At 55.3% G+C, this 18,713-nt stretch carries 18 protein-coding genes and 1 tRNA gene; 7 read left to right on the top strand and 12 right to left on the bottom strand.

What is annotated here, in order from left to right:
• The first annotated feature begins 129 nt into the window (after positions 1 to 129).
• Complete coding sequence (locus AC2FNV_RS06865; protein ID WP_170607960.1) at positions 130 to 717, top strand: heme NO-binding domain-containing protein; 588 nt, start codon at positions 130 to 132, stop codon at positions 715 to 717.
• A complete protein-coding gene (locus AC2FNV_RS06860) occupies positions 714 to 1,703 on the top strand; it encodes a GGDEF domain-containing protein (RefSeq protein WP_437436829.1) in 990 nt (329 codons plus the stop codon). The genes AC2FNV_RS06865 and AC2FNV_RS06860 overlap by 4 nt, the downstream gene beginning before the upstream one ends.
• A 70-nt stretch (positions 1,704 to 1,773) precedes the next feature.
• Here AC2FNV_RS06860 and AC2FNV_RS06855 read toward each other — a convergent pair whose 3' ends face one another.
• The 8 genes from AC2FNV_RS06855 to AC2FNV_RS06820 form a co-directional block, all read right to left on the bottom strand.
• Positions 1,774 to 2,469 carry a CbiX/SirB N-terminal domain-containing protein gene (locus AC2FNV_RS06855; protein WP_170607934.1) on the bottom strand — a complete coding sequence of 232 codons (696 nt, stop codon included), beginning with the start codon at positions 2,467 to 2,469 and terminating at the stop codon, positions 1,774 to 1,776.
• 76 nt (positions 2,470 to 2,545) lie between these two features.
• Entirely contained in the window at positions 2,546 to 3,478 is a 933-nt protein-coding gene (locus AC2FNV_RS06850; protein ID WP_170479007.1) for an AEC family transporter, read from the bottom strand.
• Positions 3,479 to 3,521: 43 nt separating this feature from the next.
• Positions 3,522 to 4,319, bottom strand: coding sequence for an MBL fold metallo-hydrolase (locus tag AC2FNV_RS06845; RefSeq protein WP_170479009.1), 798 nt, complete (start codon positions 4,317 to 4,319; stop codon positions 3,522 to 3,524).
• Entirely contained in the window at positions 4,316 to 5,122 is an 807-nt protein-coding gene (locus tag AC2FNV_RS06840) for a TatD family hydrolase (protein WP_170607933.1), read from the bottom strand. The genes AC2FNV_RS06845 and AC2FNV_RS06840 overlap by 4 nt, the downstream gene beginning before the upstream one ends.
• Positions 5,119 to 6,240 carry a DNA polymerase III subunit delta' gene (locus AC2FNV_RS06835; protein ID WP_170607931.1) on the bottom strand — a complete coding sequence of 374 codons (1,122 nt, stop codon included), beginning with the start codon at positions 6,238 to 6,240 and terminating at the stop codon, positions 5,119 to 5,121. Before AC2FNV_RS06835 ends, AC2FNV_RS06840 begins: the two co-directional genes overlap by 4 nt.
• Positions 6,241 to 6,250: 10 nt before the next feature.
• Complete coding sequence (tmk, locus tag AC2FNV_RS06830) at positions 6,251 to 6,874, bottom strand: dTMP kinase (RefSeq protein ID WP_170479021.1); 624 nt, start codon at positions 6,872 to 6,874, stop codon at positions 6,251 to 6,253.
• Positions 6,871 to 8,037, bottom strand: a complete 1,167-nt coding sequence (locus tag AC2FNV_RS06825) for a D-alanyl-D-alanine carboxypeptidase family protein (RefSeq protein WP_170607929.1) — start codon at positions 8,035 to 8,037, stop codon at positions 6,871 to 6,873. Before AC2FNV_RS06825 ends, tmk begins: the two co-directional genes overlap by 4 nt.
• A gap of 15 nt (positions 8,038 to 8,052) precedes the next feature.
• The gene (locus tag AC2FNV_RS06820) at positions 8,053 to 9,363 is read right to left on the bottom strand and encodes an SPOR domain-containing protein (RefSeq protein ID WP_170607927.1); all 1,311 of its coding nucleotides are present in this window, start codon (positions 9,361 to 9,363) and stop codon (positions 8,053 to 8,055) included.
• A 203-nt stretch (positions 9,364 to 9,566) separates the two neighbouring features.
• Between AC2FNV_RS06820 and AC2FNV_RS06815 the strand changes: the two genes are divergently transcribed.
• Positions 9,567 to 9,656 (top strand) — tRNA-Ser (locus tag AC2FNV_RS06815).
• A gap of 333 nt (positions 9,657 to 9,989) precedes the next feature.
• Here AC2FNV_RS06815 and AC2FNV_RS06810 read toward each other — a convergent pair.
• The 3 genes from AC2FNV_RS06810 to AC2FNV_RS06800 are packed head-to-tail and all read right to left on the bottom strand — an operon-like array spanning position 9,990 to position 12,291.
• The gene (locus AC2FNV_RS06810; protein ID WP_496772797.1) at positions 9,990 to 11,645 is read right to left on the bottom strand and encodes a recombinase family protein; all 1,656 of its coding nucleotides are present in this window, start codon (positions 11,643 to 11,645) and stop codon (positions 9,990 to 9,992) included.
• A complete protein-coding gene (locus AC2FNV_RS06805) occupies positions 11,645 to 12,052 on the bottom strand; it encodes a DUF2924 domain-containing protein (RefSeq protein WP_496772795.1) in 408 nt (135 codons plus the stop codon). The genes AC2FNV_RS06810 and AC2FNV_RS06805 overlap by 1 nt, the downstream gene beginning before the upstream one ends.
• Positions 12,049 to 12,291: a DUF3489 domain-containing protein gene (locus AC2FNV_RS06800; RefSeq protein WP_496772793.1), complete on the bottom strand. Its 243-nt coding sequence runs from the start codon at positions 12,289 to 12,291 to the stop codon at positions 12,049 to 12,051. The genes AC2FNV_RS06805 and AC2FNV_RS06800 overlap by 4 nt, the downstream gene beginning before the upstream one ends.
• Before the next feature lie 338 nt (positions 12,292 to 12,629).
• On the opposite strand from AC2FNV_RS06800, the gene AC2FNV_RS06795 reads away from it, so the two are divergent.
• The 3 genes from AC2FNV_RS06795 to AC2FNV_RS06785 are packed head-to-tail and all read left to right on the top strand — an operon-like array spanning position 12,630 to position 15,956.
• On the top strand, positions 12,630 to 14,087 hold the full coding sequence (locus AC2FNV_RS06795) for a DNA methyltransferase (protein ID WP_496772791.1): 1,458 nt from the start codon (positions 12,630 to 12,632) through the stop codon (positions 14,085 to 14,087).
• Positions 14,087 to 14,557 carry a DUF5681 domain-containing protein gene (locus AC2FNV_RS06790; RefSeq protein WP_496746165.1) on the top strand — a complete coding sequence of 157 codons (471 nt, stop codon included), beginning with the start codon at positions 14,087 to 14,089 and terminating at the stop codon, positions 14,555 to 14,557. The genes AC2FNV_RS06795 and AC2FNV_RS06790 overlap by 1 nt, the downstream gene beginning before the upstream one ends.
• On the top strand, positions 14,532 to 15,956 hold the full coding sequence (locus AC2FNV_RS06785; RefSeq protein ID WP_496746166.1) for a phage terminase large subunit family protein: 1,425 nt from the start codon (positions 14,532 to 14,534) through the stop codon (positions 15,954 to 15,956). The genes AC2FNV_RS06790 and AC2FNV_RS06785 overlap by 26 nt, the downstream gene beginning before the upstream one ends.
• 438 nt (positions 15,957 to 16,394) lie before the next feature.
• Here the strand turns inward: AC2FNV_RS06785 and gntH are convergent, their stop codons facing one another.
• Positions 16,395 to 17,726, bottom strand: a complete 1,332-nt coding sequence (gene gntH / locus AC2FNV_RS06780; protein WP_496772788.1) for a guanitoxin biosynthesis MBL fold metallo-hydrolase GntH — start codon at positions 17,724 to 17,726, stop codon at positions 16,395 to 16,397.
• A 120-nt stretch (positions 17,727 to 17,846) separates the two neighbouring features.
• Between gntH and AC2FNV_RS06775 the strand changes: the two genes are divergently transcribed.
• Entirely contained in the window at positions 17,847 to 18,419 is a 573-nt protein-coding gene (locus AC2FNV_RS06775; protein WP_496772786.1) for a TetR/AcrR family transcriptional regulator, read from the top strand.
• Positions 18,420 to 18,713 lie beyond the last annotated feature (294 nt).

The raw sequence follows: 18,713 nt of genomic DNA, 5'->3' as shown, positions 1-18,713 counted from the left end.
TTCTCTTTGTTTGCCCTGTTTGTGTCACAGGCAAACTGACTGGCATTGTAGTGAATAACTGGCCAACTTTGGCAGTTTGTTAAGTTTTCTGCCGTCAGATCATGCAGTACGCGAAACCTGAGGCTTAAAATGCACGGTCTGATCAACAGGGCGATTCAATCATTCGTCTGTGCCACTTATGGGTGGTCCTGCTGGCAACGTGCGACCGAGAAAGCAAATCTCGGGTTTGTCGAATTCGAGCCTATGCTGATATACGATGCAGATGTGTCGACACGAGTACTGGACGCGTTGTGTGCCGAGCTGAGTCGACCTCAATCAGAATTTCTTGAAGACCTTGGAACTTACTTGGTATCGCACCCGAATATTGAAGGTCTGCGCCGTTTGCTACGCTTTGGCGGCGTGACATATGTTGAGTTCCTGCATTCTTTGGATGACCTTTCGGATCGGGCCCGTCTGGCTTTATCCGATCTAGACTTGCCTGTGTTGGAACTGCGCGAGCAATCTTCGACGGAATATACTTTGCGCTGCTCACCAGGGTTGCCCGGATATTCCAGTGTCATGACGGGGGTGTTGCGCGCCATGGCCGATGATTACGGTGCTTTGGTCATGCTTTCCAATGATGAGGGTCTGGGCGCAAACGATGTAATCTCGATAATTTTGGTGGAAAGTGCCTTTTCTGAAGGCCGACGATTCGACCTTGGGGCCCGAGCGCAATGACACCAATGTCGGATCTGGTTGAGTTGCTGGAAACTCTGTGTCCGATGTTTGTCATTGTCGACGAAACAGGACAAATTCAAAGCGTCGGTCACACGTTGCAGAAGTTGCGTCCAGATCAGCCGATGGCTGAGCGAAATTTTCTTGATATCTTCGAACTCATTCGTCCTAAATCAATAACAACGGTTTCGGGTCTTATGGTGGCTTCTTGCGGCCGGTTGCAACTTAGATTTCGCGATGAACCGCGAACAACGCTCAAGGGGCTAGTCGCTCCGCTGCGGAACCGTTCAGGCGCGGTCATCAATCTGTCCTTCGGTATATCTATCCTAGACGCTGTACGGGACTATGCTCTGACAAGCGCTGATTTTTCCGGGGCTGATCTGGCAATCGAATTACTTTACCTCGTAGAGGCGAAATCAGCCGCGATGGAAGCGTCCCGGTCTCTGAATTTGCGATTGCAGGGCGCCATGTTGGAAGCCGAAGAACAGGCCTATACGGATACGCTTACGGGTCTCAAAAATCGGCGGGCTATGGATCACATGCTGGATCAGCTCATACAATCGCAATCAAGCTTCGCGCTGATGCACCTTGATTTGGATTTCTTTAAGTCAGTAAATGATCGTCTCGGTCATGCAGCTGGTGACCACGTGCTGCAACAGGCGGCGCGAATTATGATGGAAGAAACACGCAGCGACGACACCGTCGCGCGTATTGGGGGCGATGAGTTCGTTCTGATTTTCAAAGGATTGAAAGATCGCAAAACACTGACCGGCATTGCCGAAAGACTAATCGCCAGACTGCGCGAGCCGATCGCATTCGACAACACGGAATGTATTATATCAGCCAACATCGGAACGGCCCTGTCGACGCAATTCAAAACACAGGAATGGGCAAAGGTCCTGAATGCTGCCGATCAGGCGTTGTATGAGGCTAAGAAAAATGGCAGTTCCCGCCACGTTTTCTATGAAGAACCAGCGAAAGCCAATTGAACTCAATTCTCTTGGTAATTGAGTGGAGCAAGGAGACCGATAACCGCGGTTATCGGAATACTTTCCTTCGTTATTCAGCTGATAACTGGTTTAACCTGTCAGCAATGTGCTGTTGAACTCTCGGCAATTCTCCGACAACGGGCATTACATGACCATTGAAACCAGCACGCGCCAGTTCTTGTGGAACGTCTTCAAGAACATGCCCGCCAGTGCAGGCAAAGAACGGAAGGCAGATCGATTTGCTTTCGGTTCCGGCAGCGGCCTCGGCGATCGAAGGTGGCTGTTCGACAAAGCCAGTTCGGATCGATTTGAAAGACCCAAAACTTTTCAGGCGCGATGCGAACTCCTGCGCCACCTTTCCCGGGTTTTGGCTCCGGCCCGACCCATGTGCCGCGATTACCAAATCAACCTCTACCGCCGTCCATTTATTCAGCTCCAAGAACTTGTGAAGCGCGTCCCAGACCAATGCCGGCAATTCTGGATCGACCCCCAATGGATCAAGCACGCTAACATTTCGGGATCCGATCCTTTTGGGTAGGGCGTTGTTCACAAACCAACCCTTGGCCATAAACAACGGATAAATTGTCGCTCCATCGGGAAGTTCATCCAAGCAGTTTTCCAACGCATTCGGAGCGGCGAGCGTGGCAGAATGGACAGAAATATCAGGAGTCAAAACACCGACCGACCGTGCAAACTCGGCCAGTGAAACTTCGGCTGGGGTTGGGTCCGATGGCTGACCATGAGCGACAATGACGGCGTGTGGCATTCGTTAGTTCCGAAAACTGTTCGAGGGGAAGATGTCGCGTTAGCGGGCAGAGTCAATCCGAACAACGAAAAAACGCTTAACCCAAAAGTATCAGCCACATCCAAACGGAAAGAATCGAAACCGCCGTACCCACCAAAACCGATGAAGCGGCTACACGTTTTGCTCGGCCATACATATTGGCAAAAATGTATGCGTTAAATCCAGGAGCCATAGCCGCGTTTAAGACACCGGAGCGGAACAGATCTTGTGGTAACGACAGTGATGTCCCGAACACCCAAACCAGGCTTGGATGCAAAAGCAGCGAAACACTGCAGACAAAAGCGATCGTGCGCAGGTCACCTTCGGGCCGATACATGACCAGAACGCCGCCCAACGCAAACAACGCACCCGGCAAAGCGGCCCTGGTAATCAAGCCCAAAGCTTCATCCAATGTAGCAGGCACTGTAATTCCGGAGAGGTTGACTATGAATCCAAGACCGATCCCCAAGATCAGCGCGTTTTTGAACATGGCAGACAGCACAGATTTAACCATTCGGGCACTGCCGTGACCACGGTTGCGGATCACCTCCATCACCGTAATGCCAACGAGGTAGCAAAACGGAGAGTGAAAGGCGATTATTGCATAATTCCCTGTCAGGTTGTCAGGACCATAAGCACGTTCGGTAATCGGCAAGCCCAAAAGAACGGAATTCGAGAAAAGGCAACAAAACCCGATTGCAACGCAGTCTTCCCATTCCCGGCCAAAAATAAAGCGTGCTCCAAGCATTCCAGCGACAAAGCACAGACCAGCTGCCGTATAAAAGCTTGCTAAAAGCTTGGGATTGAAACTTGTGCTAAGATCGATGTTTGCGATGGCAAGAAACAACAGGCAGGGGATTGCGAAGCCTTGTGTAAACTTCATCAGTCCATCGATGTGGATTTCGCGAAAATACCCGAAATACGTCGCGGCGTAACCCGCTCCGATTACTAGAAAAACCGGTAGGACAACATCGATCAGACTTTGGAACATTAAGTCGTCCTGACTGCGTCTGGCGGCGAATACACTTTCGAGCCTAAACCGGTTGCCGGATCACCATACCGTCATAGGCGGGTGTGATGTAATCCGGAGTTTCCGCCTCGACCGTGGCATAATCCAGATCGATATGCATATTCGTCAATACAGCGTGCTTTGGCCGCAGCTCGTCTATCCAGCCAAGTGTTCTGTCCAAATGGGCATGGGTCGGATGTGGTGATCGTCGCAATGCATCGATGATTAGGTAATCCAGCCCAGCAAGTTCTGAACGTGTGTCGTTATGAAATTCTGCGACATCAGGCAAGTAAGCCAGATCCTTGATGCGAAAGCCGAGCGCATCGATTGATCCGTGATTTACGCGGAAAGGGCTGAATGGAATAGCTCCTCCGGGCCCGTCTATCTGAAAAGGTCCATCAATGGTTTTTAGTTCAAGGATCGGTGGGTACGGCGAACCTTCGGGTTGAACGAAAGCATATCCAAACCGCCCCAACAGATCGTTCTGAGTGTCCCCATCTGCCCAAACTGGAACGCGCGACTTCATGTTGAATACGATCATACGAAGGTCGTCGATTCCGTTCGTATGGTCCGCATGGGAATGGGTATATACGACGCCATCCAGCCGACCGGTGCCAGTATCCAGCAGCTGACTGCGCATGTCCGGAGAGGTGTCGATTAAGACCGAAGTCGTTCCCTCTGGGCTGTCTCTTTCGACAAGCAGCGAACAACGTCGCCGGGTATTTTTTGGATTCTTTGGGTCGCATTCTCCCCAATGCCCGCCCAGTCGAGGTACGCCCCCGGACGACCCGCAGCCTAAGATAGTAAATCGTAATTCACTCATGCCGCAGCCTTGTATCGGGCGGCCTTAGCGAAAAGCCGGTCGAAATTACTCTGTGTCTGAGCCGCAAAATCCGCGTACGAAACACCAAATACCTCGGCAGCGTTTCGCGCCGTGTAAGCTGTGTATGCCGGTTCGTTCCGCTTTCCACGGTAAGGTGGCGGGGCCAGGTAAGGAGCATCGGTTTCTACCAGAATCCGTTCAATTGGGGCGGCGGCAAAAATGTCTCGTAGCGCTTGGCTTTTTGGAAAAGCAGTAATACCGGACATAGACAGGTAGAAACCCAAATCCAACGCTGTCTTGGCAAGGCTTGCAGTGGATGAAAAGCAATGCATCACACAGGTATAGGGCGCATTACGAAATTCTTCGGATAGAATGCGCGCCATGTCATCGTCAGCGTCACGGGAGTGGATGATCAAAGGCAAACCGGTGCGCTGTGCGGCTGCGATATGAATACGCAGTGACTGTTTTTGCACAGCGGCCGAGTCAGCAGTGTAGTGATAATCCAGTCCGCTTTCCCCAATTCCAACCATCTTGGGATGGTGTGAAATTTCAACCAATTCGTCGACACTGACCAATGGCTCTTCTGCAGCGCTCATAGGGTGAGTGCCTGCAGCGTAGAAGATCTGCGCGTGGGCTTCGGCAATGGATCGGACTTTTGGTTCATTTTGCAACTTGGTGCAGATCGTCACCATGCGGGTAACACCCGCTTCGACCGCACGAGAGATTACTTCATCAAGCTTCCCTTCAAAATCAGGGAAATCCAGATGGCAATGGCTGTCGGTAATTTGGGGGGTATCGCTCATCTGTTTTGGCCGGCGGTTTCCTGTATCTTGAACACCGTATCTAGGACCAAAGCGGTGGGGTCAAGGTTCACGGCCTGCCCGTGTCGCATACGGGCGGTGACGGTGGCTGCGACCTCGGCCCATTTTCTGGCCTGTTGCGGCGTACCAGATAGCCGGACAAGTATTTCCGCCTCATTCGGGGCGGCCTCTGGTATTGGGGAGGCGCCCGTTGCTCCGGTTAATGCCAAGCGGGACAGAGCAACGTCGATGAGGTTAAGCAGCAGTTCAAACTGTTCCTTCGCACCACGCTGTGCTGCTGCTTCGGCCAAGGCGAGGGCGCGCTGACGATCCAATCGGGGAAGCGATTCCAATATGCGAGTTAATTCCGCATAAATCTCTAGACCGCCGAGGTTAATCAATCGTACTGCATTTCCGACAGAACCTTCAGCCAGTGCTGCCAAATGATCAGCCTGGTCAGGCATTTCTGCACCAGCCTGCGTCAAAGCAAGCCGCATATCCTCAGGGCTAAGCGGTTTCAATCGCAGAGTGCGGCAGCGCGATCTAATCGTCGGCAATAACCGCGATGGCTGGTGAGAAATCAAAAGAAGGGTCGTACGTGCCGGCGGCTCTTCGAGCATTTTTAAAAGGGCATTGGCGGCGCTGACGTTCATCTCGTCTGCCGAATCTACGATGACAACCCTCCGCCCGCCGTCTGCGGATGTCATTCCGAAGAACCGGCTAAGTTTTCGAATGTCGTCGACAACGATTTCGGAACGCAACCGGCCTTGTTCGTTCACAGTTCGGGTGATGGCTGCCAGTCCGGGCTCTGCCCCAGCAAGAATGCGATGCGAAACCGGGTGATCAGGATCGATATCCAGTGTGTGCACTGGCGGGGGTGCGCCGAAAAGCCCGTCATCATCTCGTGGCGGGGTTGCGAGAAGAAATTTTGCAATGCGCCAGGCAAGCGTTGCCTTACCCGTCCCACGTGGCCCCGTCAGCAACCAGCCATGGTGTAGCCGGTCTGAGTTGAATGCTGCCAGAAATTCCTGCTCCGCCGCGACCTGACCGAACAGTTGCTTAGTCTCACGCGGATGCGGTGCTCCGGTTGCCTGATCTGGGGCTAGGGCATCTTCGGTCATAGATCTTTCGTCACAAAACTCTTGAGACGATATCTTTCACATCGGCAGCGACGCTGTCTACGTCCCTATTGCCATCGATCACCTTGAACCTGTCGGAAAATTCTTTTGCCAACTCAAGAAACCCCGTCCGCATTCGACGCTGCAGCTCTGGTCCGAAGTCTTCGAATCTTTCTTCCGCGCCTTGACGGCTTTTGGCACGATTAAGGCCCATGTCCGGATCCATATCGATGAGTAGGGTAAGGTCGGGTTCACGCCCAATCATAAGGTCGTGCAGCTGATCGACTAGTCCACGCAGATCGCCGCGAGACAGGCCCTGATACATCCGGGTGCTGTCTGCGAACCGATCGCAAATAACTACCTTTCCAGCGGACAGCGCGGGTTCAATTGTACGTTCAAGATGGTCCCGGCGTGCGGCAGTAAACAGAAGGATTTCAGTTTCAGCTGACCAACGGTCAGGGTCCCCCTGCAGGACAAGATTTCGGATTTCTTCTGCGCCGTCTGATCCGCCAGGTTCGCGTGTCAACACGACCTCGCGACCTTCATTGCGCAAAAAGTCGGCCAGCATGCGCGCTTGAGTCGACTTGCCCGAACCATCGATGCCTTCAAAGGTAAGAAACAAACCTTGTCGCGTCACAATTGCCCCAGCGGCGTATCAATGAACTCTTTCAGAACAATACCGCCTACGGCCATCATACGGACGACAAATCCACCCTGATCCACACTATTTGCTGCGAACAAGGGGCGCCGAATTTCCGGCAATCCTTCGGGTTTTATAACTAGCTCAGCTAACTGCTGGCCTTGAACCACCGGTGTATTGATTGGTCCGTCATAGACAATTTCGGCTTCAACATTTTCATTTCCAAGCACAGGAAACAACAGTGTTAGATCTTCTTGTGGAACCAATCCTACGGTCTTTTCCGCCCCCATCCAAAGCTTGGCTTGGGCTATCGGTTCTTCGGCTTTGGCAACTGTCCTCTCGACAAAATTTCGAAACGACCAGTTAACCACGGCCTCAGCCTCCTCTGCGCGACGTGCCGTACTGTCGAGACCGGAAAGCACAAAAATAACCCTTCGGTCACCTTGTTTTGCTGATCCGACAAGACCATACCCAGCCTCTTGCGTATGGCCGGTTTTCAGACCATCCGCGCCAATATCCAGCTTCAGCAGCGGGTTCCTGTTTCGAGCGTTGGATGGAGCGCGCCCGTCAAATTCGTAAACTTCCTCAGCGAACAGAGGGTAGTATTCAGGGAAATCCGAAATTAAACGATCCGCTAAAACCGCCAAATCATGAACTGACATCATGTGCTCAGCCGCCGGCCAGCCATTCGAATTCGCAAAATTCGAATTGTCCATACCCATTTGCTTGGCGCGTTGGGTCATAAAACGGGCAAAACCTGCTTCGGTTCCATCAGGGCTGAGAGCCTCGGCAATGACCACGCAGGCATCATTACCAGATAATACAATGATTCCACGCAGCAAATCTTCAACTCGAACACGATCTTGCGTGTTCAGGAACATGGTCGAACCGCCATAGCTCATTGCGTGTTCCGACACGGGTAGAGTTTCATCCAGTGTGAGACGTCCGTCACGCAGAGCTTCAAAAGCCACATACAGCGTCATGAGTTTCGACATCGACGCCGGCGGCAACGGCAGGTCCGCCTCTTTTGATAGCAATACCGTGCCCGTTTTCTGATCCATTACGAAAGCTGCACGGGCCGTAGTATCAAACGCATGGGCGGGCAGGGCCAGCAATGCTAGGCCAAGTGACAAAGTCGTCGATCGTATCGCTCGCAACATCCTGGCCTCCTGATCTTAGTTGCTTGCAGTGAATGCGTCTGTGAAACCAAGGTCTTTGACATCTGACAGAATAGCTTTGCGCTGGGCTTTGCTATCCGCCGGGCCGACCACAACGCGCCAGACCGTATCGTCATCTGTTTTAAGCTCGCGAACCTGGGCGTCCATTCCATTACGGCGAATTTTCTCAGCGGCACTTTTGGCGTTGGCTTCAACGCCAAAAGTGCCGACTTGGACGAAAGGCTTAGAGAGGGAATTTGATGTCGCAGTTGTTTCAGCAGCAGTAGCTGTTGTTTCGGCCACTGTCGGTTCGCTGGCCTCAATGGCCGCAGCCGCACCCGCTATTGGATCAAGTGGCGTCTCTGTGATTTCGTTGGGATCTTGCTTTTGCCACCATTTTCTCTGGTTCGGGTTCTCTGCGGGCGGCTTGACTTCGGGGTCTGCCAGCGCTGCTGTCTGGTTTGCCGACTCGGTGGGTCGGTCCACTGCATCCCCACTTGCAGTCGCTGATCCGGAGGCCACGTCGGTTTCTTCAACGGGTTTCTTCTGCCACCATTTCCGCTTTTCCGCTGTTTCTGTCAGAGTTTCTGCGTCAGGTTCCGCGGCAGCGGCGGTTTGTTTTGGCGCTGTTTCAGTATCGGTTTCTGCCCCGTCAGAGCCAGAAACGACCGCGCCAGCAGCAGCGCCGGCTGCCACGGCTGTCGCTCCAGCCTGGTCCGTTGGCTTTTTCTGCCACCACTTTCGCTTGGATGTCGTGGCCTCAGTGTCTTCAGAAGTTGCTGAATCGTTTTCGGCTACTTCTGTTTCGGCGCTCCCATCGACTTTCGGTTTTTCTTCTGCTGGCGCAACTTCCTTTTGTTCGCGCCGCAATGCCACAACTTTTAAGTTGCTGGGCGAACCAGCCAACATGCCCAATTCATTCGCTGCCGACGATGACACCTGGAGCGCCGGTCCGGGAAGATTTCGTTCTCTGCGGAAAAGGGCACCAGTAACCGTTTTATTGTTGGTGGTATTTTTGATCACGACACGCTCTGGTTGGTCCACGTCAGGATGTGCAACCCAAATGCCACCTAATGACGGGCGTCCATCCCATAATCCGGACTCGGTAACCTGAAACACATCCGGGGCTTCGACGTCGCGCTGCGAACCCGACGCAGGCTGCGGAAACAACTCGACTGTTTGGTCATTCTCAGCAGCATCAGTTTCGTCGCCCGACGCTGCCGCGCCCTGCAAATCAAAACCTTCTTCACAACCGGAAAGTGCTAATAAAACGGCAGTAAGAACCGCAAGCCGCTGCGGTCCAAAGCGTGTACCCTTCGCTCGCTTCATTTTTTCATCCCTTGCCTGACTTGGCCATTCTGGCCGCGCCTCTCCGCTGGTTGGCTGGTTCTGGTGCCAGTCTCAATGCGGTCTCTTCACCGATGATAACCTGTGGAAGGCGTCATGGAAAGACATCTGCTGCAACTTAGGCAAGATTTCCCGCTTTATGGGTTGCCTCTGGCCGCAACTGGCCTTAGACCCGGCTTCCAAGCGGGGAGGTGGCAGAGTGGTCGAATGCGGCGGTCTTGAAAACCGTTGAACGTGAGAGCGTTCCCAGGGTTCGAATCCCTGTCTCCCCGCCACACACCCAATTCATCGTAAGACATTAATGTGAGTTCCGGATTTTGTCCCGTTATTCCGGGGACTTGCGCCGTGTTCCAACGAGCGGGGACGCCACCCGGAGACGGTATTTCTCGTATTCCCCGCTGCGTCTCTGCACGGCTTAAACCGGGGGTCGGTTTTGCCCCGGAATTTCCCTGCCAGCAGGGAATTTACAGGGAATTTTCTCCTGTTGGCGCCCTTTGAGCTGTCTCTGGCGCAGATATTTCTCACTGGATCAATGGGTTAGGGTGCAATTCCCTGGGGTGTCGAGCAGGGAATTTGCAGGGAAATCTGCACGAGGGGTTCAGGCGTGATCAGGAAAACCCGTAAAGCCGGTCCTGAAGGTCCCAATCGAGCGGAACAGGTCGGTCCAGAATGCGTTTCAATGTGAGCTCTGACGGCTGTGTGCCATCACGGATCGCAGCCTGGATCTTCGGTGAAAGAAAGGCGAGCTGGCCGCGGGTGCGAATGAACACTGTCTGATGACCGGCATTGTGTGCGACGGATTTAATTGGATCACCATTTCGCAGGCCCGCCGCCCAGTGATGCGCGTCCGCAAGCGTGCGCAGAAGGATTCGGTCCGGTTTTGGAGCCGGGGCGCCGATTGCCAGTTTCGCCTCGACGCCCCGTCGGCGCAGATGAAACGGCGCGGTGATCTCCAGCAGGTCTGGGGAAAGATCGGTCTTCGATATTCTGAGAACGCCGGCGAGCGTTGCTGTATCCAGTTTGAGCGTGATGGTCTTTGCGACGATACCGCGGATCAGCAGGCGACGCAGGAGATCTGGTGCTTTTGTGCCCAGTTTCGACACCAGCGCATTGGCGCGATCTTCCAGCGCTGGGTCGTTGCGCAGATCCGGCGTTGCGCGCAACTTGTGTTGTTCTGCCGCCTGTTCGAGATGTGCGGCGATCGCAGAGGCCACCGCTGACTCCAACTTGCGTCCAGGCAGGCGCCAACCGGTGGGATCGGGTCCGTTGCTGATCAGCCGGTTGGAGACATAATAGGGATGGCGTTTACCAGCCTTGATGCAGTGGGTCGGGGTTAACCGGTCACCGGTCTCATCCCGGAGCTTGCCGGTGAGCGGAGCGGCGTCCGTCTCGGTCTTGCGACCCCGCCGGCGCCGCGATGCCGCCTGCAGCTTCTCCTGGACCCTCTGCCACAGGTCGGGACCGATGACGGCAGGGTGCCGCCCGGGCCAGGTCTTCTCCTTGTGGCGGATCCGGCCGAGGTAGACCGGGTTCGTGAGGATCTTGTGAATCTGGCCAGTGGACAGAGGACCACCGCCCTGTTCCCGACCCGAACGGAACTGATGACGCTTGGAGCGCAACCCCATACGAGCGGCCACGCGTTCGACATCCGTGATCTTGCCGTGGTGGTCGTAGAGTTCGAACAGTGCTCGGATCGTCTTGGCCTCCATAGCATTGACGACAAGCGCCCGGACCTGTTTGTCGGGATGCGGATCATAGCCCAGCGGCGGCACACCTCCCATCCACATACCCAGCTTCTTCGACGCTGCGATCTTGTCCCGGATTCGCTCAGCGGTGACCTCGCGCTCAAACTGGGCAAAAGACAGCAGCACGTTGAGCGTGAGCCGCCCCATGGAAGATGCGGTGTTGAAGGCCTGGGTCACTGAAACAAACGAACAGCCTGAGGCCTCAAAGCGTTCGACCAGACGGGCGAAGTCGGCCAGTGAGCGCGTCAAGCGGTCGATCTTGTAGACCACCACCATGCCGATGCGGCCCGCGTCGATCTCAGACAGCAGTTGGGTCAGGGCAGAACGATCGAGGGTTCCGCCCGACACTCCGCCATCGTCAAAGCGGGTCCGGGCCAGCACCCAGCCTTCGTGCTTCTGGCTGGCGACATAAGCCGAACACGCTTCGTACTGTGCATCGAGCGAATTGAAGTCCTGGTCCAGACCGTCTTCTGAAGACTTACGGGTATAGATTGCGCAGCGGATCTTCGAAGGGGCCATCAGCGCCCGTCCTTCAAGCCGAAGAAACGGGGGCCCGACCACCGGGCCCCGGTGATAGCACGCGCCGCAGCAGAGAGGGATCGATACACCTCGCCATTCCAACGATACCCGTGATCCAGAACGTCAACAGCGTGGGTCACGCCGTTCCACTCGCGCAGCAGGCGCCCGCCGGGCTTGAGTGTCGGTGACGACGGCGTTGGAGCTGCCGCGACGCGGCGGTTGAGATCGGTGTCAAATCCCTTGGGCAATCCACCATACCTGCGCGCCTGGACTTCGAAGGCGAGGAAGCGGCGCAGAAAGGACTGGCTGAGCCCCTTGGGGACAGGGGGGCCAAAGAGCGTGTTCCAGGCGGCGATCAGCGCCGCACGGTCCATCGCTTCGATCTCGCTGATTGTGGGATCGGTCATGTCGCGGTCGGCTCCGCGGTGATCTTGTAGGTTGCGGTTCCACCATCGGCATCGGGCGGCAGGCGGTCGATCTTGTAACCGGCCTTGCGCAGGGTGCTGAGCGCGGCGCGCACCGAATGGGGTTGCCATCCGGTGGCTTTCTGCAAGGCAATCAGATCGGCGCCAGCCTTGCGGGTCAGCATGCGGCGTACGAGCGCCGACTTGGTCTCAGGCTTCGATTTGGTTGTGAGATTTGGCATCCTGGTTTCCTCGGTTTTACGGGCCGGCACCCTGCCGGTCCTACCGAAGTACGCCCGGACCCCGGGCGTGAGACCAATGACGCTCTGTTCGGAACAGAAGTCCAGTCGAAAGAGCGCGCGGGCTTATTCCCCTTCTAAGCGTTTGTCAACCAACGATAATTATCCTTGACGCAGGGGGTTCTTTGGCGCAATGTGATGCCAACCCGTCGCAGAAGGATGCTTGCGACCACCGACCCGTAACCCAAGAGGTGCGCAGAGTGTCGGCTGGTGTAACAGCTCCCAGCGATGTATCCCCAGCCTTTCTCTCGTGCCTCGGCCCAAGCCAAGGAGGCGCGGCTGTGAAAGATCAGGAAAACTCCAAGCCCGACGCAGCAGATGTCGGCAATCAAGCGACTGCAGGTCCGTCAGGCGACCCGCAGGTTGTGCTCCAGAACGACCCTTTTCGTGAATTCCTGTTTATTTGGATCGCGGTCAACCTTATCGACGCGGCGCCTCGACGTGTGCGTCGCGGGCTTAAGGATCAGGAAGATGCAGTTCTGCGAGCGATCGAGAGGTTCGGGTTCCGGATCCCGATCCTGGTGCGAAGCAAACCGGGAGGTCAGCGCTACGAGGTGATTGATGGACACGTCCGCCTTGCGGCGGCCCGCCGCCTGGAGGCAGGCAAAGTACCTTGCATCCTTGTCGACGATCTGCCCGATGTCGAAATCCGTCGTCTCACCCTGTCGCTCAACAAACTGCAAGAGACCGGCGTGTGGGATGCCGAGGGTCTGCGTCTTGAGATCAACGAGATCATCGAGATAAGCGGTGAGATCGAGATCCCCGGGTTTGCCATTCCGGAAATCGAAGCCATTCAGTTTGGCACGGGTGAGACCGACCAACCAGACTCCGACGATGATATCTCCGGGTTCGCGGGGGCCCAGACAAAACCCGTCAGCCAATCCGGGGATAAGTGGCGCCTCGGAGATCACGTTATTTTTTGCGGATCGGCGCGGGATGGGGACAGGCTGGCGGCCGTGCTCGATGGCGCTCTGGCCGATGTTGTGTTCGCAGATCCGCCCTATAACGTGAAAATAAACGGCCATGTGCGCGGGGCAGAGCAAGGCTTTGAAGAGTTTGCCGAAGCCTCCGGTGAGATGAGCCGTGAGGTGTTCACGGACTTCCTTTTTGAATCCCTCGGCAACGCTTCGACCGTTCTGCGACCGGGCGGTGTCTTGTTCGCGTGCATCGACTGGCGCCATGTCGGCGAGATGGAGGCAGCGTTGCGCCGGCTCGGTCTCGAACCGGTTAACTTCTGTGTCTGGGTCAAATCCAACCCTGGCATGGGCAGCCTCTACCGCTCCCAGCACGAGCTGGTCTTTGTGGCACGGAAACCGGGGCAGGGACATCTCAACAACGTACAACTCGGCGCATATGGGCGGAACCGCTCGAACGTCTGGCACTACGCTGGGGCGACCGGCGGTGCCAAAGATACCGATGATGACTTTGGGGTACATCCAACGGTCAAGCCAATCCGATTGGTCATGGATGCGTTGCTGGATGTGACCGCACCCGGGGATCTGGTCGTCGATCCGTTCCTTGGATCCGGCACGACGCTGCTCGCGGCTGAGCGCACGCGCCGACGTTGCGTCGGTGTCGAGATTGAACCGGGATATGTCGATCTGGCCATTCGCCGATGGCAGCAGATGACTGGTGGCACTGCTGTGCATGCAGAGACCGGTGAGCGCTTCGACGAGAGCGTGGCGCGAGGTGACAACAGCATCGCGCCTGAAACTGTGTCCCAACCGGAGGACTTCTGATGAGCAGTTCAAACGGGAGTAAAAAGTCTGAATATGAGGTCGGTTACGGCAAGCCCCCCAAACACGCGCAATGGCAACCGGGCCAGTCCGGCAATCCAACCGGCAAAAAGAAGAAGGACGAGTCCTTGCTCGAAAAGGTTAAAAAGCTCGGGGGTGAAGAAATTGTCGTTCACAAGGGCGGACAAAAACAAGTCATCAGCAATCTTGACGCAGTGGCGCATGCGCTGCTCGCCAAAGCGCAATCCGGTCATATACCAGCGATCAAGATTTTGATCGATCTCAGCGGTGAGGAGGCTGTCATGGCGGCCGGCGCTATGGGGTACGACATCACCCCGGCCGATCTCGCTGTTCTTGAGATAGAGGCAGATTGGCAGGCGCTTTTGGAAAAAGCGAAACTTGACGCGGCAGCGGCCGTCGACGAGGCGGAGGAAGGGAGCATCGAAGATGACGAACCAGATACAGCCGGCTGACGCTCTGATCGCCCGCTATCGCACGAACCTCCTGGCCTACGTCTGCCGTGCTTTTGCGGAACTGCGGCCGGGCGTCGCGTTGCATATGGGCCACCACCTGCGCGCCATCTGTTACGATCTGGAATTGATCGAACGTGGAGAGATCAGGCGGCTTCTGATCCTGATGCCACCCCGACATCTGAAGTCGGTTTGTGCGAGCATTGTGTTCCCGGCATGGGTCCTGGGTCGGAACCCCGCGGCGCGCATCCTCTGCATGAGCTATGGCATCGACCTGGCACGGAGATTTAGCCGCGACAGTCGCCTGATTTTGAAATCTGAGCTCAGTCGCGCCGTTTTCCCTGAGCTTTCGCTCGATCCCAAGCGCATCTCACTTGATGAAATCTGCACAACGCAAAACGGGTTTAGGCGCGCCACGTCCTTCGGCGGTCCGATCACCGGGCAGGGCGGGGACATCATCATTGCCGACGATGTCAGCAAGGCTGAGGAGGTTGCCTCCGAGGCGCATCGGGACAAGGTATATGACTGGTTTAACGGCACTGTCATGACGCGCTTCGACAACCCCAAGAATGGCGCTGCTGTCCTCGTGGCTCAGAGGTTGCACGAGGATGATCTTCCTGGCCGTCTCATCGCTGACGGTGGATGGCACGTGTTGGAGCTTCCGGCCATTGCAACTGAGGACAAACTGATCCCAATTCAAAATGATGTGAATTGGGATCGCAAGAAGGGCACGGCACTCTTGCCCGATCACATGGATTTACCTGAGCTCGAACAGAAACGCCGTGAAATCGGTTCGCGGGCGTTTGAGGCCCAGTACCAACAACGGCCTGTCCCAGCCGGCGGCAACATCATTCGGCCGGAGTGGTTCGGCGCTGCGCCCGCCAGCCTCCGCCGAGCAGATTATGAGGCTGTTGTCCAGAGCTGGGACCCGGCCTTTGTCCCAGGGGAGTCGAATGATTACTCTGTCTGTATTACCCTTGGACTCATCGCCAATTATATCGACATTCTGGATGTTCATCGCGCTCAGTACCTCCAGCCCGACCTGTTGCGTGCGGCAGTCAAGCTCGAGCAATTGTGGAAGCCCAATCTGATTGTTGTAGAGGGAGATGGAGCGGGACAGGGTGTCTTTACGCATCTGAACCAGCGTTATCCGCAGCTTGTCAGAGGCCTGAAGACGGGTGGAAAAGGCAAAGATCAGCGGATGTCCCTTCATTCGCCCACCATTGAGCGCGGTGAGGTTCGTATTCCTTCGTCGGCACGGTTCCGGGAAATCTTCCTCGCCGAGTGTGCGGCTTTCCCAAACGGCAAATACGACGATCAGGTCGACAGCCTTTCCCAAGCGCTCTTTGCGATCAGCCTCCGGCTCCCACAGCTTCGGCATTGCTCAAGATATAAGGGGTAAGGGCGAAGTCGGGGCATAAATGGTCTAGCGCAGGATCCTATCGACTTCCGGATTTTCCGACTGCTTGGGGTGTGCCTGACACTTGGCCACAACTTCTGGCAACCACAGGGGTATGGGTACGTATTGCGGATCTTGATACAAGCGTGGCTTCAGAACCCCTTGTGTCTGCTTTGGCAGCGAAAGCCGTCATCCGACAGTTTTTGTCAGATGACCGCCTTGAGCCCAGAACGGCCGCTCAATCAGGCTTTGGCAGCTGCGCTGCAGCGAATGGCCGCTCAAATCCCAAGCTACGCGCTGTCCTTCTCCAAGAATACTAGACGCTTTACAGACCTAGCGACGATTAGATTGAAGGCGTCTGATTGCCCTCTTTTCCACTTAAGCAATATACTGAGGGAAACGCCAAATCCAGCGCTACCCTCCGCAAATAAGATTGGCTGATTATTGGTCGGCTGGATATGGGAAATCTCGCCCTAGGACCTCGCTCGCCTCCTCGTAGACGCCTCGCAAAACGTCATCGACACCGTCCCAGCGACCTCCAGCAATGAAATCAGAATTTGTCTGGTTTTCCACAGGTACTCCTGTCGCATCAGCATAGTTTTGTCGGTCGTTTTCGCCAGGAAGCTCAGCGGGGCCAGAGAGCGGTGGCGCCCATACCGCCTCTTCTACAACTGCCATCCGCTCGGTGATTTCGTCCTTGGTCACGTTCCAGACCATGAAGTCTTCGGCGAGGCTCAAGGGGCCGTCATAGGTTGTCCGGATGCGCTCGTAGACCGCAGCCGTGGTGTCAAAATCTTTAAAAAAGTGATAGGCGACCGCCATGCGCGGCTGAACTTCCTGCATCACCTTGCCGAAGGCTTCAGGTGCGGTATGAATTTGTGTGCCGACCACCAAGGCTTGCTCGGGCGTGAACTTCAATTTACCGACGAGATCAGGGACCGCAATAAAGCACTCGTGGATCGCGATATCCGCATCCTTTGCGTATTCAAGGAACCATTTGTTCGGGTAAGTGTCAGAACCATACACGAACTTTAGATCGTTCCATTCAAGGCTGAAACTAACCGCGCCGTCGGTCGCGTGGATCGCCGGAAAGCTTCGGATCGTGACCCCGTTTTCCTCATAGATTATAGCATTCTCGCCAAGATGATCGAACTCCGTGACTTCAAGCTGGAAGCCCCGCCAATCGATCATTCCAACGCGACCAGCAAGGTCCCAAGTGTACATCTGCTTCATGCCTTCGATGGCATGCGCCGTGCCGAGTTCAGGGATCGGTCCACTCGGTCCCCAGACTTTCAGCGAGGTCTGTCGGCCCATGATCGCGCCACCGATGAACATATCACCGAGAGATCCGAAATGGTCAGCGTGCAAATGCCCGATGAAAATCTTGTCAAGGTAAGTATACGGGATTTGCAGCGAAGAGATCCGTTCCGCTGAACCGGAGCCAATGTCAAAGAGGAACTTGTCGCCATTGCCTAGCTCCACAAGGAAACAAGCTGCGGCTTGTTTCATTCGTTGGGTCGGCATTCCGGTGCCGCAGGCGATCACGCGCATCTCGTCGGGCGCAAGGTCTTCCGTGTTCGGATAGTACGTTTCGCGTGGGCGATCTCGAACCATCGTGGGCGAGACCTCGGGTTCGTCAGCAGTGGTTTCCTGCGCGTACGCGGCCGAAATTAACTCGATTTCATTTGTGCCGTTGGTGTAAACCGCCGTCAGAATGCCCGTGCTTAGCGCACCTCCTAGAACCCCAAGAATCATTGCATTTCGGGTTTTCATTTCTGGTGCCCTCCCATTCTCCGCGGCATGTAACATCGGCATCAATCGCGCCTTGGAAAAATGCTAACATAGCTATACTATTGCGTCTAGATAATCGCGTACAATTGAGTTGAATTACCGATGAGAGAAAAAAACAAAGTCTCACGCGGCTTCTCAAAGAATGACTGGCTTGAAGCGGCCCTCGAAATGATGGGCGAAGGCAGCCTGGCCGATCTAACAATCGAGAAATTGGCTAAGCGATTGAATGTTGCCAAAAGTGGTTTCTACTGGCACTTCAGAACTCGCCAAGCATTGCTAGACGCCCTCCTGGAGTATTGGGCGGAAGACCTGACTCAGATTATTACTGAGAACAACGAGCTGCTGTCGATGGAGCCGAAGGCCCGGTTGCTTAAGACAGCAGAGGCAATTCTTCGCTACGATCTCGCAAGGCACGAACTCGCTGTTCGGCATGCAGCCGAGAAGGACGCTAGGATCGCGGCAATCGTTAAGCGTGTCACCAACTTTCGGCTCGATTTCGTCCGGCAGGCGTTGGCAGAGTTGGGCTTCGAGGGCGACGACTTGGAAATGCGAGCGATGCTTTTTGTCGGCTATCACACTTGGGAGCACGCGACATTCAAGGCCATGAACAAAGAGCGTCGCAAGGAACTAATTCAAATCCGTATCGATCTCCTAACAAACAGTTCGAATACCTGACTTAGATCGCTACTCTTAGTCTACTTTTACGGTTTACCTCAGTCCAATAGATATTGGCCAATGGACACGCCTAATCACAAACCGGTCAACACAGGCTAACCGAAAAAACGACTACAAAGTCCGCTGTGCGTTCATTCAATTGTGAGTCTGGCGCTGCATTGCAGCTAACGGCCGCTTAGTCCCGTGTGGATGGCTCCTGCAAAGCAAGACATTTTTGTGAGGGGTGTGTGGTCAGAAGCGGTCTTGTGTCCGGCCTGTTTGCGCGGTGCGTCTGACCGCTGGCCCTGATGGGTT

Source organism: Ruegeria sp. BHSA163, assembly GCF_059613365.1.
Note: the sequence above shows the minus strand (reverse complement) of the source record. Positions and strands in the feature narration are given on the sequence as shown.

Bases quoted from the DNA above. Each gene is read 5' to 3' on its own strand.
- AC2FNV_RS06865 (WP_170607960.1), top strand. From the start codon at position 130: ATGCACGGTCTGATCAACAGGGCGATTCAATCATTCGTCTGTGCCACT.
- AC2FNV_RS06860 (WP_437436829.1), top strand. From the start codon at position 714: ATGACACCAATGTCGGATCTGGTTGAGTTGCTGGAAACTCTGTGTCCG.
- AC2FNV_RS06855 (WP_170607934.1), bottom strand. From the start codon at position 2,469: ATGCCACACGCCGTCATTGTCGCTCATGGTCAGCCATCGGACCCAACC.
- AC2FNV_RS06850 (WP_170479007.1), bottom strand. From the start codon at position 3,478: ATGTTCCAAAGTCTGATCGATGTTGTCCTACCGGTTTTTCTAGTAATC.
- AC2FNV_RS06845 (WP_170479009.1), bottom strand. From the start codon at position 4,319: ATGAGTGAATTACGATTTACTATCTTAGGCTGCGGGTCGTCCGGGGGC.
- AC2FNV_RS06840 (WP_170607933.1), bottom strand. From the start codon at position 5,122: ATGAGCGATACCCCCCAAATTACCGACAGCCATTGCCATCTGGATTTC.
- AC2FNV_RS06835 (WP_170607931.1), bottom strand. From the start codon at position 6,240: ATGACCGAAGATGCCCTAGCCCCAGATCAGGCAACCGGAGCACCGCAT.
- AC2FNV_RS06825 (WP_170607929.1), bottom strand. From the start codon at position 8,037: ATGTTGCGAGCGATACGATCGACGACTTTGTCACTTGGCCTAGCATTG.
- AC2FNV_RS06820 (WP_170607927.1), bottom strand. From the start codon at position 9,363: ATGAAGCGAGCGAAGGGTACACGCTTTGGACCGCAGCGGCTTGCGGTT.
- AC2FNV_RS06810 (WP_496772797.1), bottom strand. From the start codon at position 11,645: ATGGCCCCTTCGAAGATCCGCTGCGCAATCTATACCCGTAAGTCTTCA.
- AC2FNV_RS06805 (WP_496772795.1), bottom strand. From the start codon at position 12,052: ATGACCGATCCCACAATCAGCGAGATCGAAGCGATGGACCGTGCGGCG.
- AC2FNV_RS06800 (WP_496772793.1), bottom strand. From the start codon at position 12,291: ATGCCAAATCTCACAACCAAATCGAAGCCTGAGACCAAGTCGGCGCTC.
- AC2FNV_RS06790 (WP_496746165.1), top strand. From the start codon at position 14,087: ATGAGCAGTTCAAACGGGAGTAAAAAGTCTGAATATGAGGTCGGTTAC.
- AC2FNV_RS06785 (WP_496746166.1), top strand. From the start codon at position 14,532: ATGACGAACCAGATACAGCCGGCTGACGCTCTGATCGCCCGCTATCGC.
- gntH (WP_496772788.1), bottom strand. From the start codon at position 17,726: ATGAAAACCCGAAATGCAATGATTCTTGGGGTTCTAGGAGGTGCGCTA.
- AC2FNV_RS06775 (WP_496772786.1), top strand. From the start codon at position 17,847: ATGAGAGAAAAAAACAAAGTCTCACGCGGCTTCTCAAAGAATGACTGG.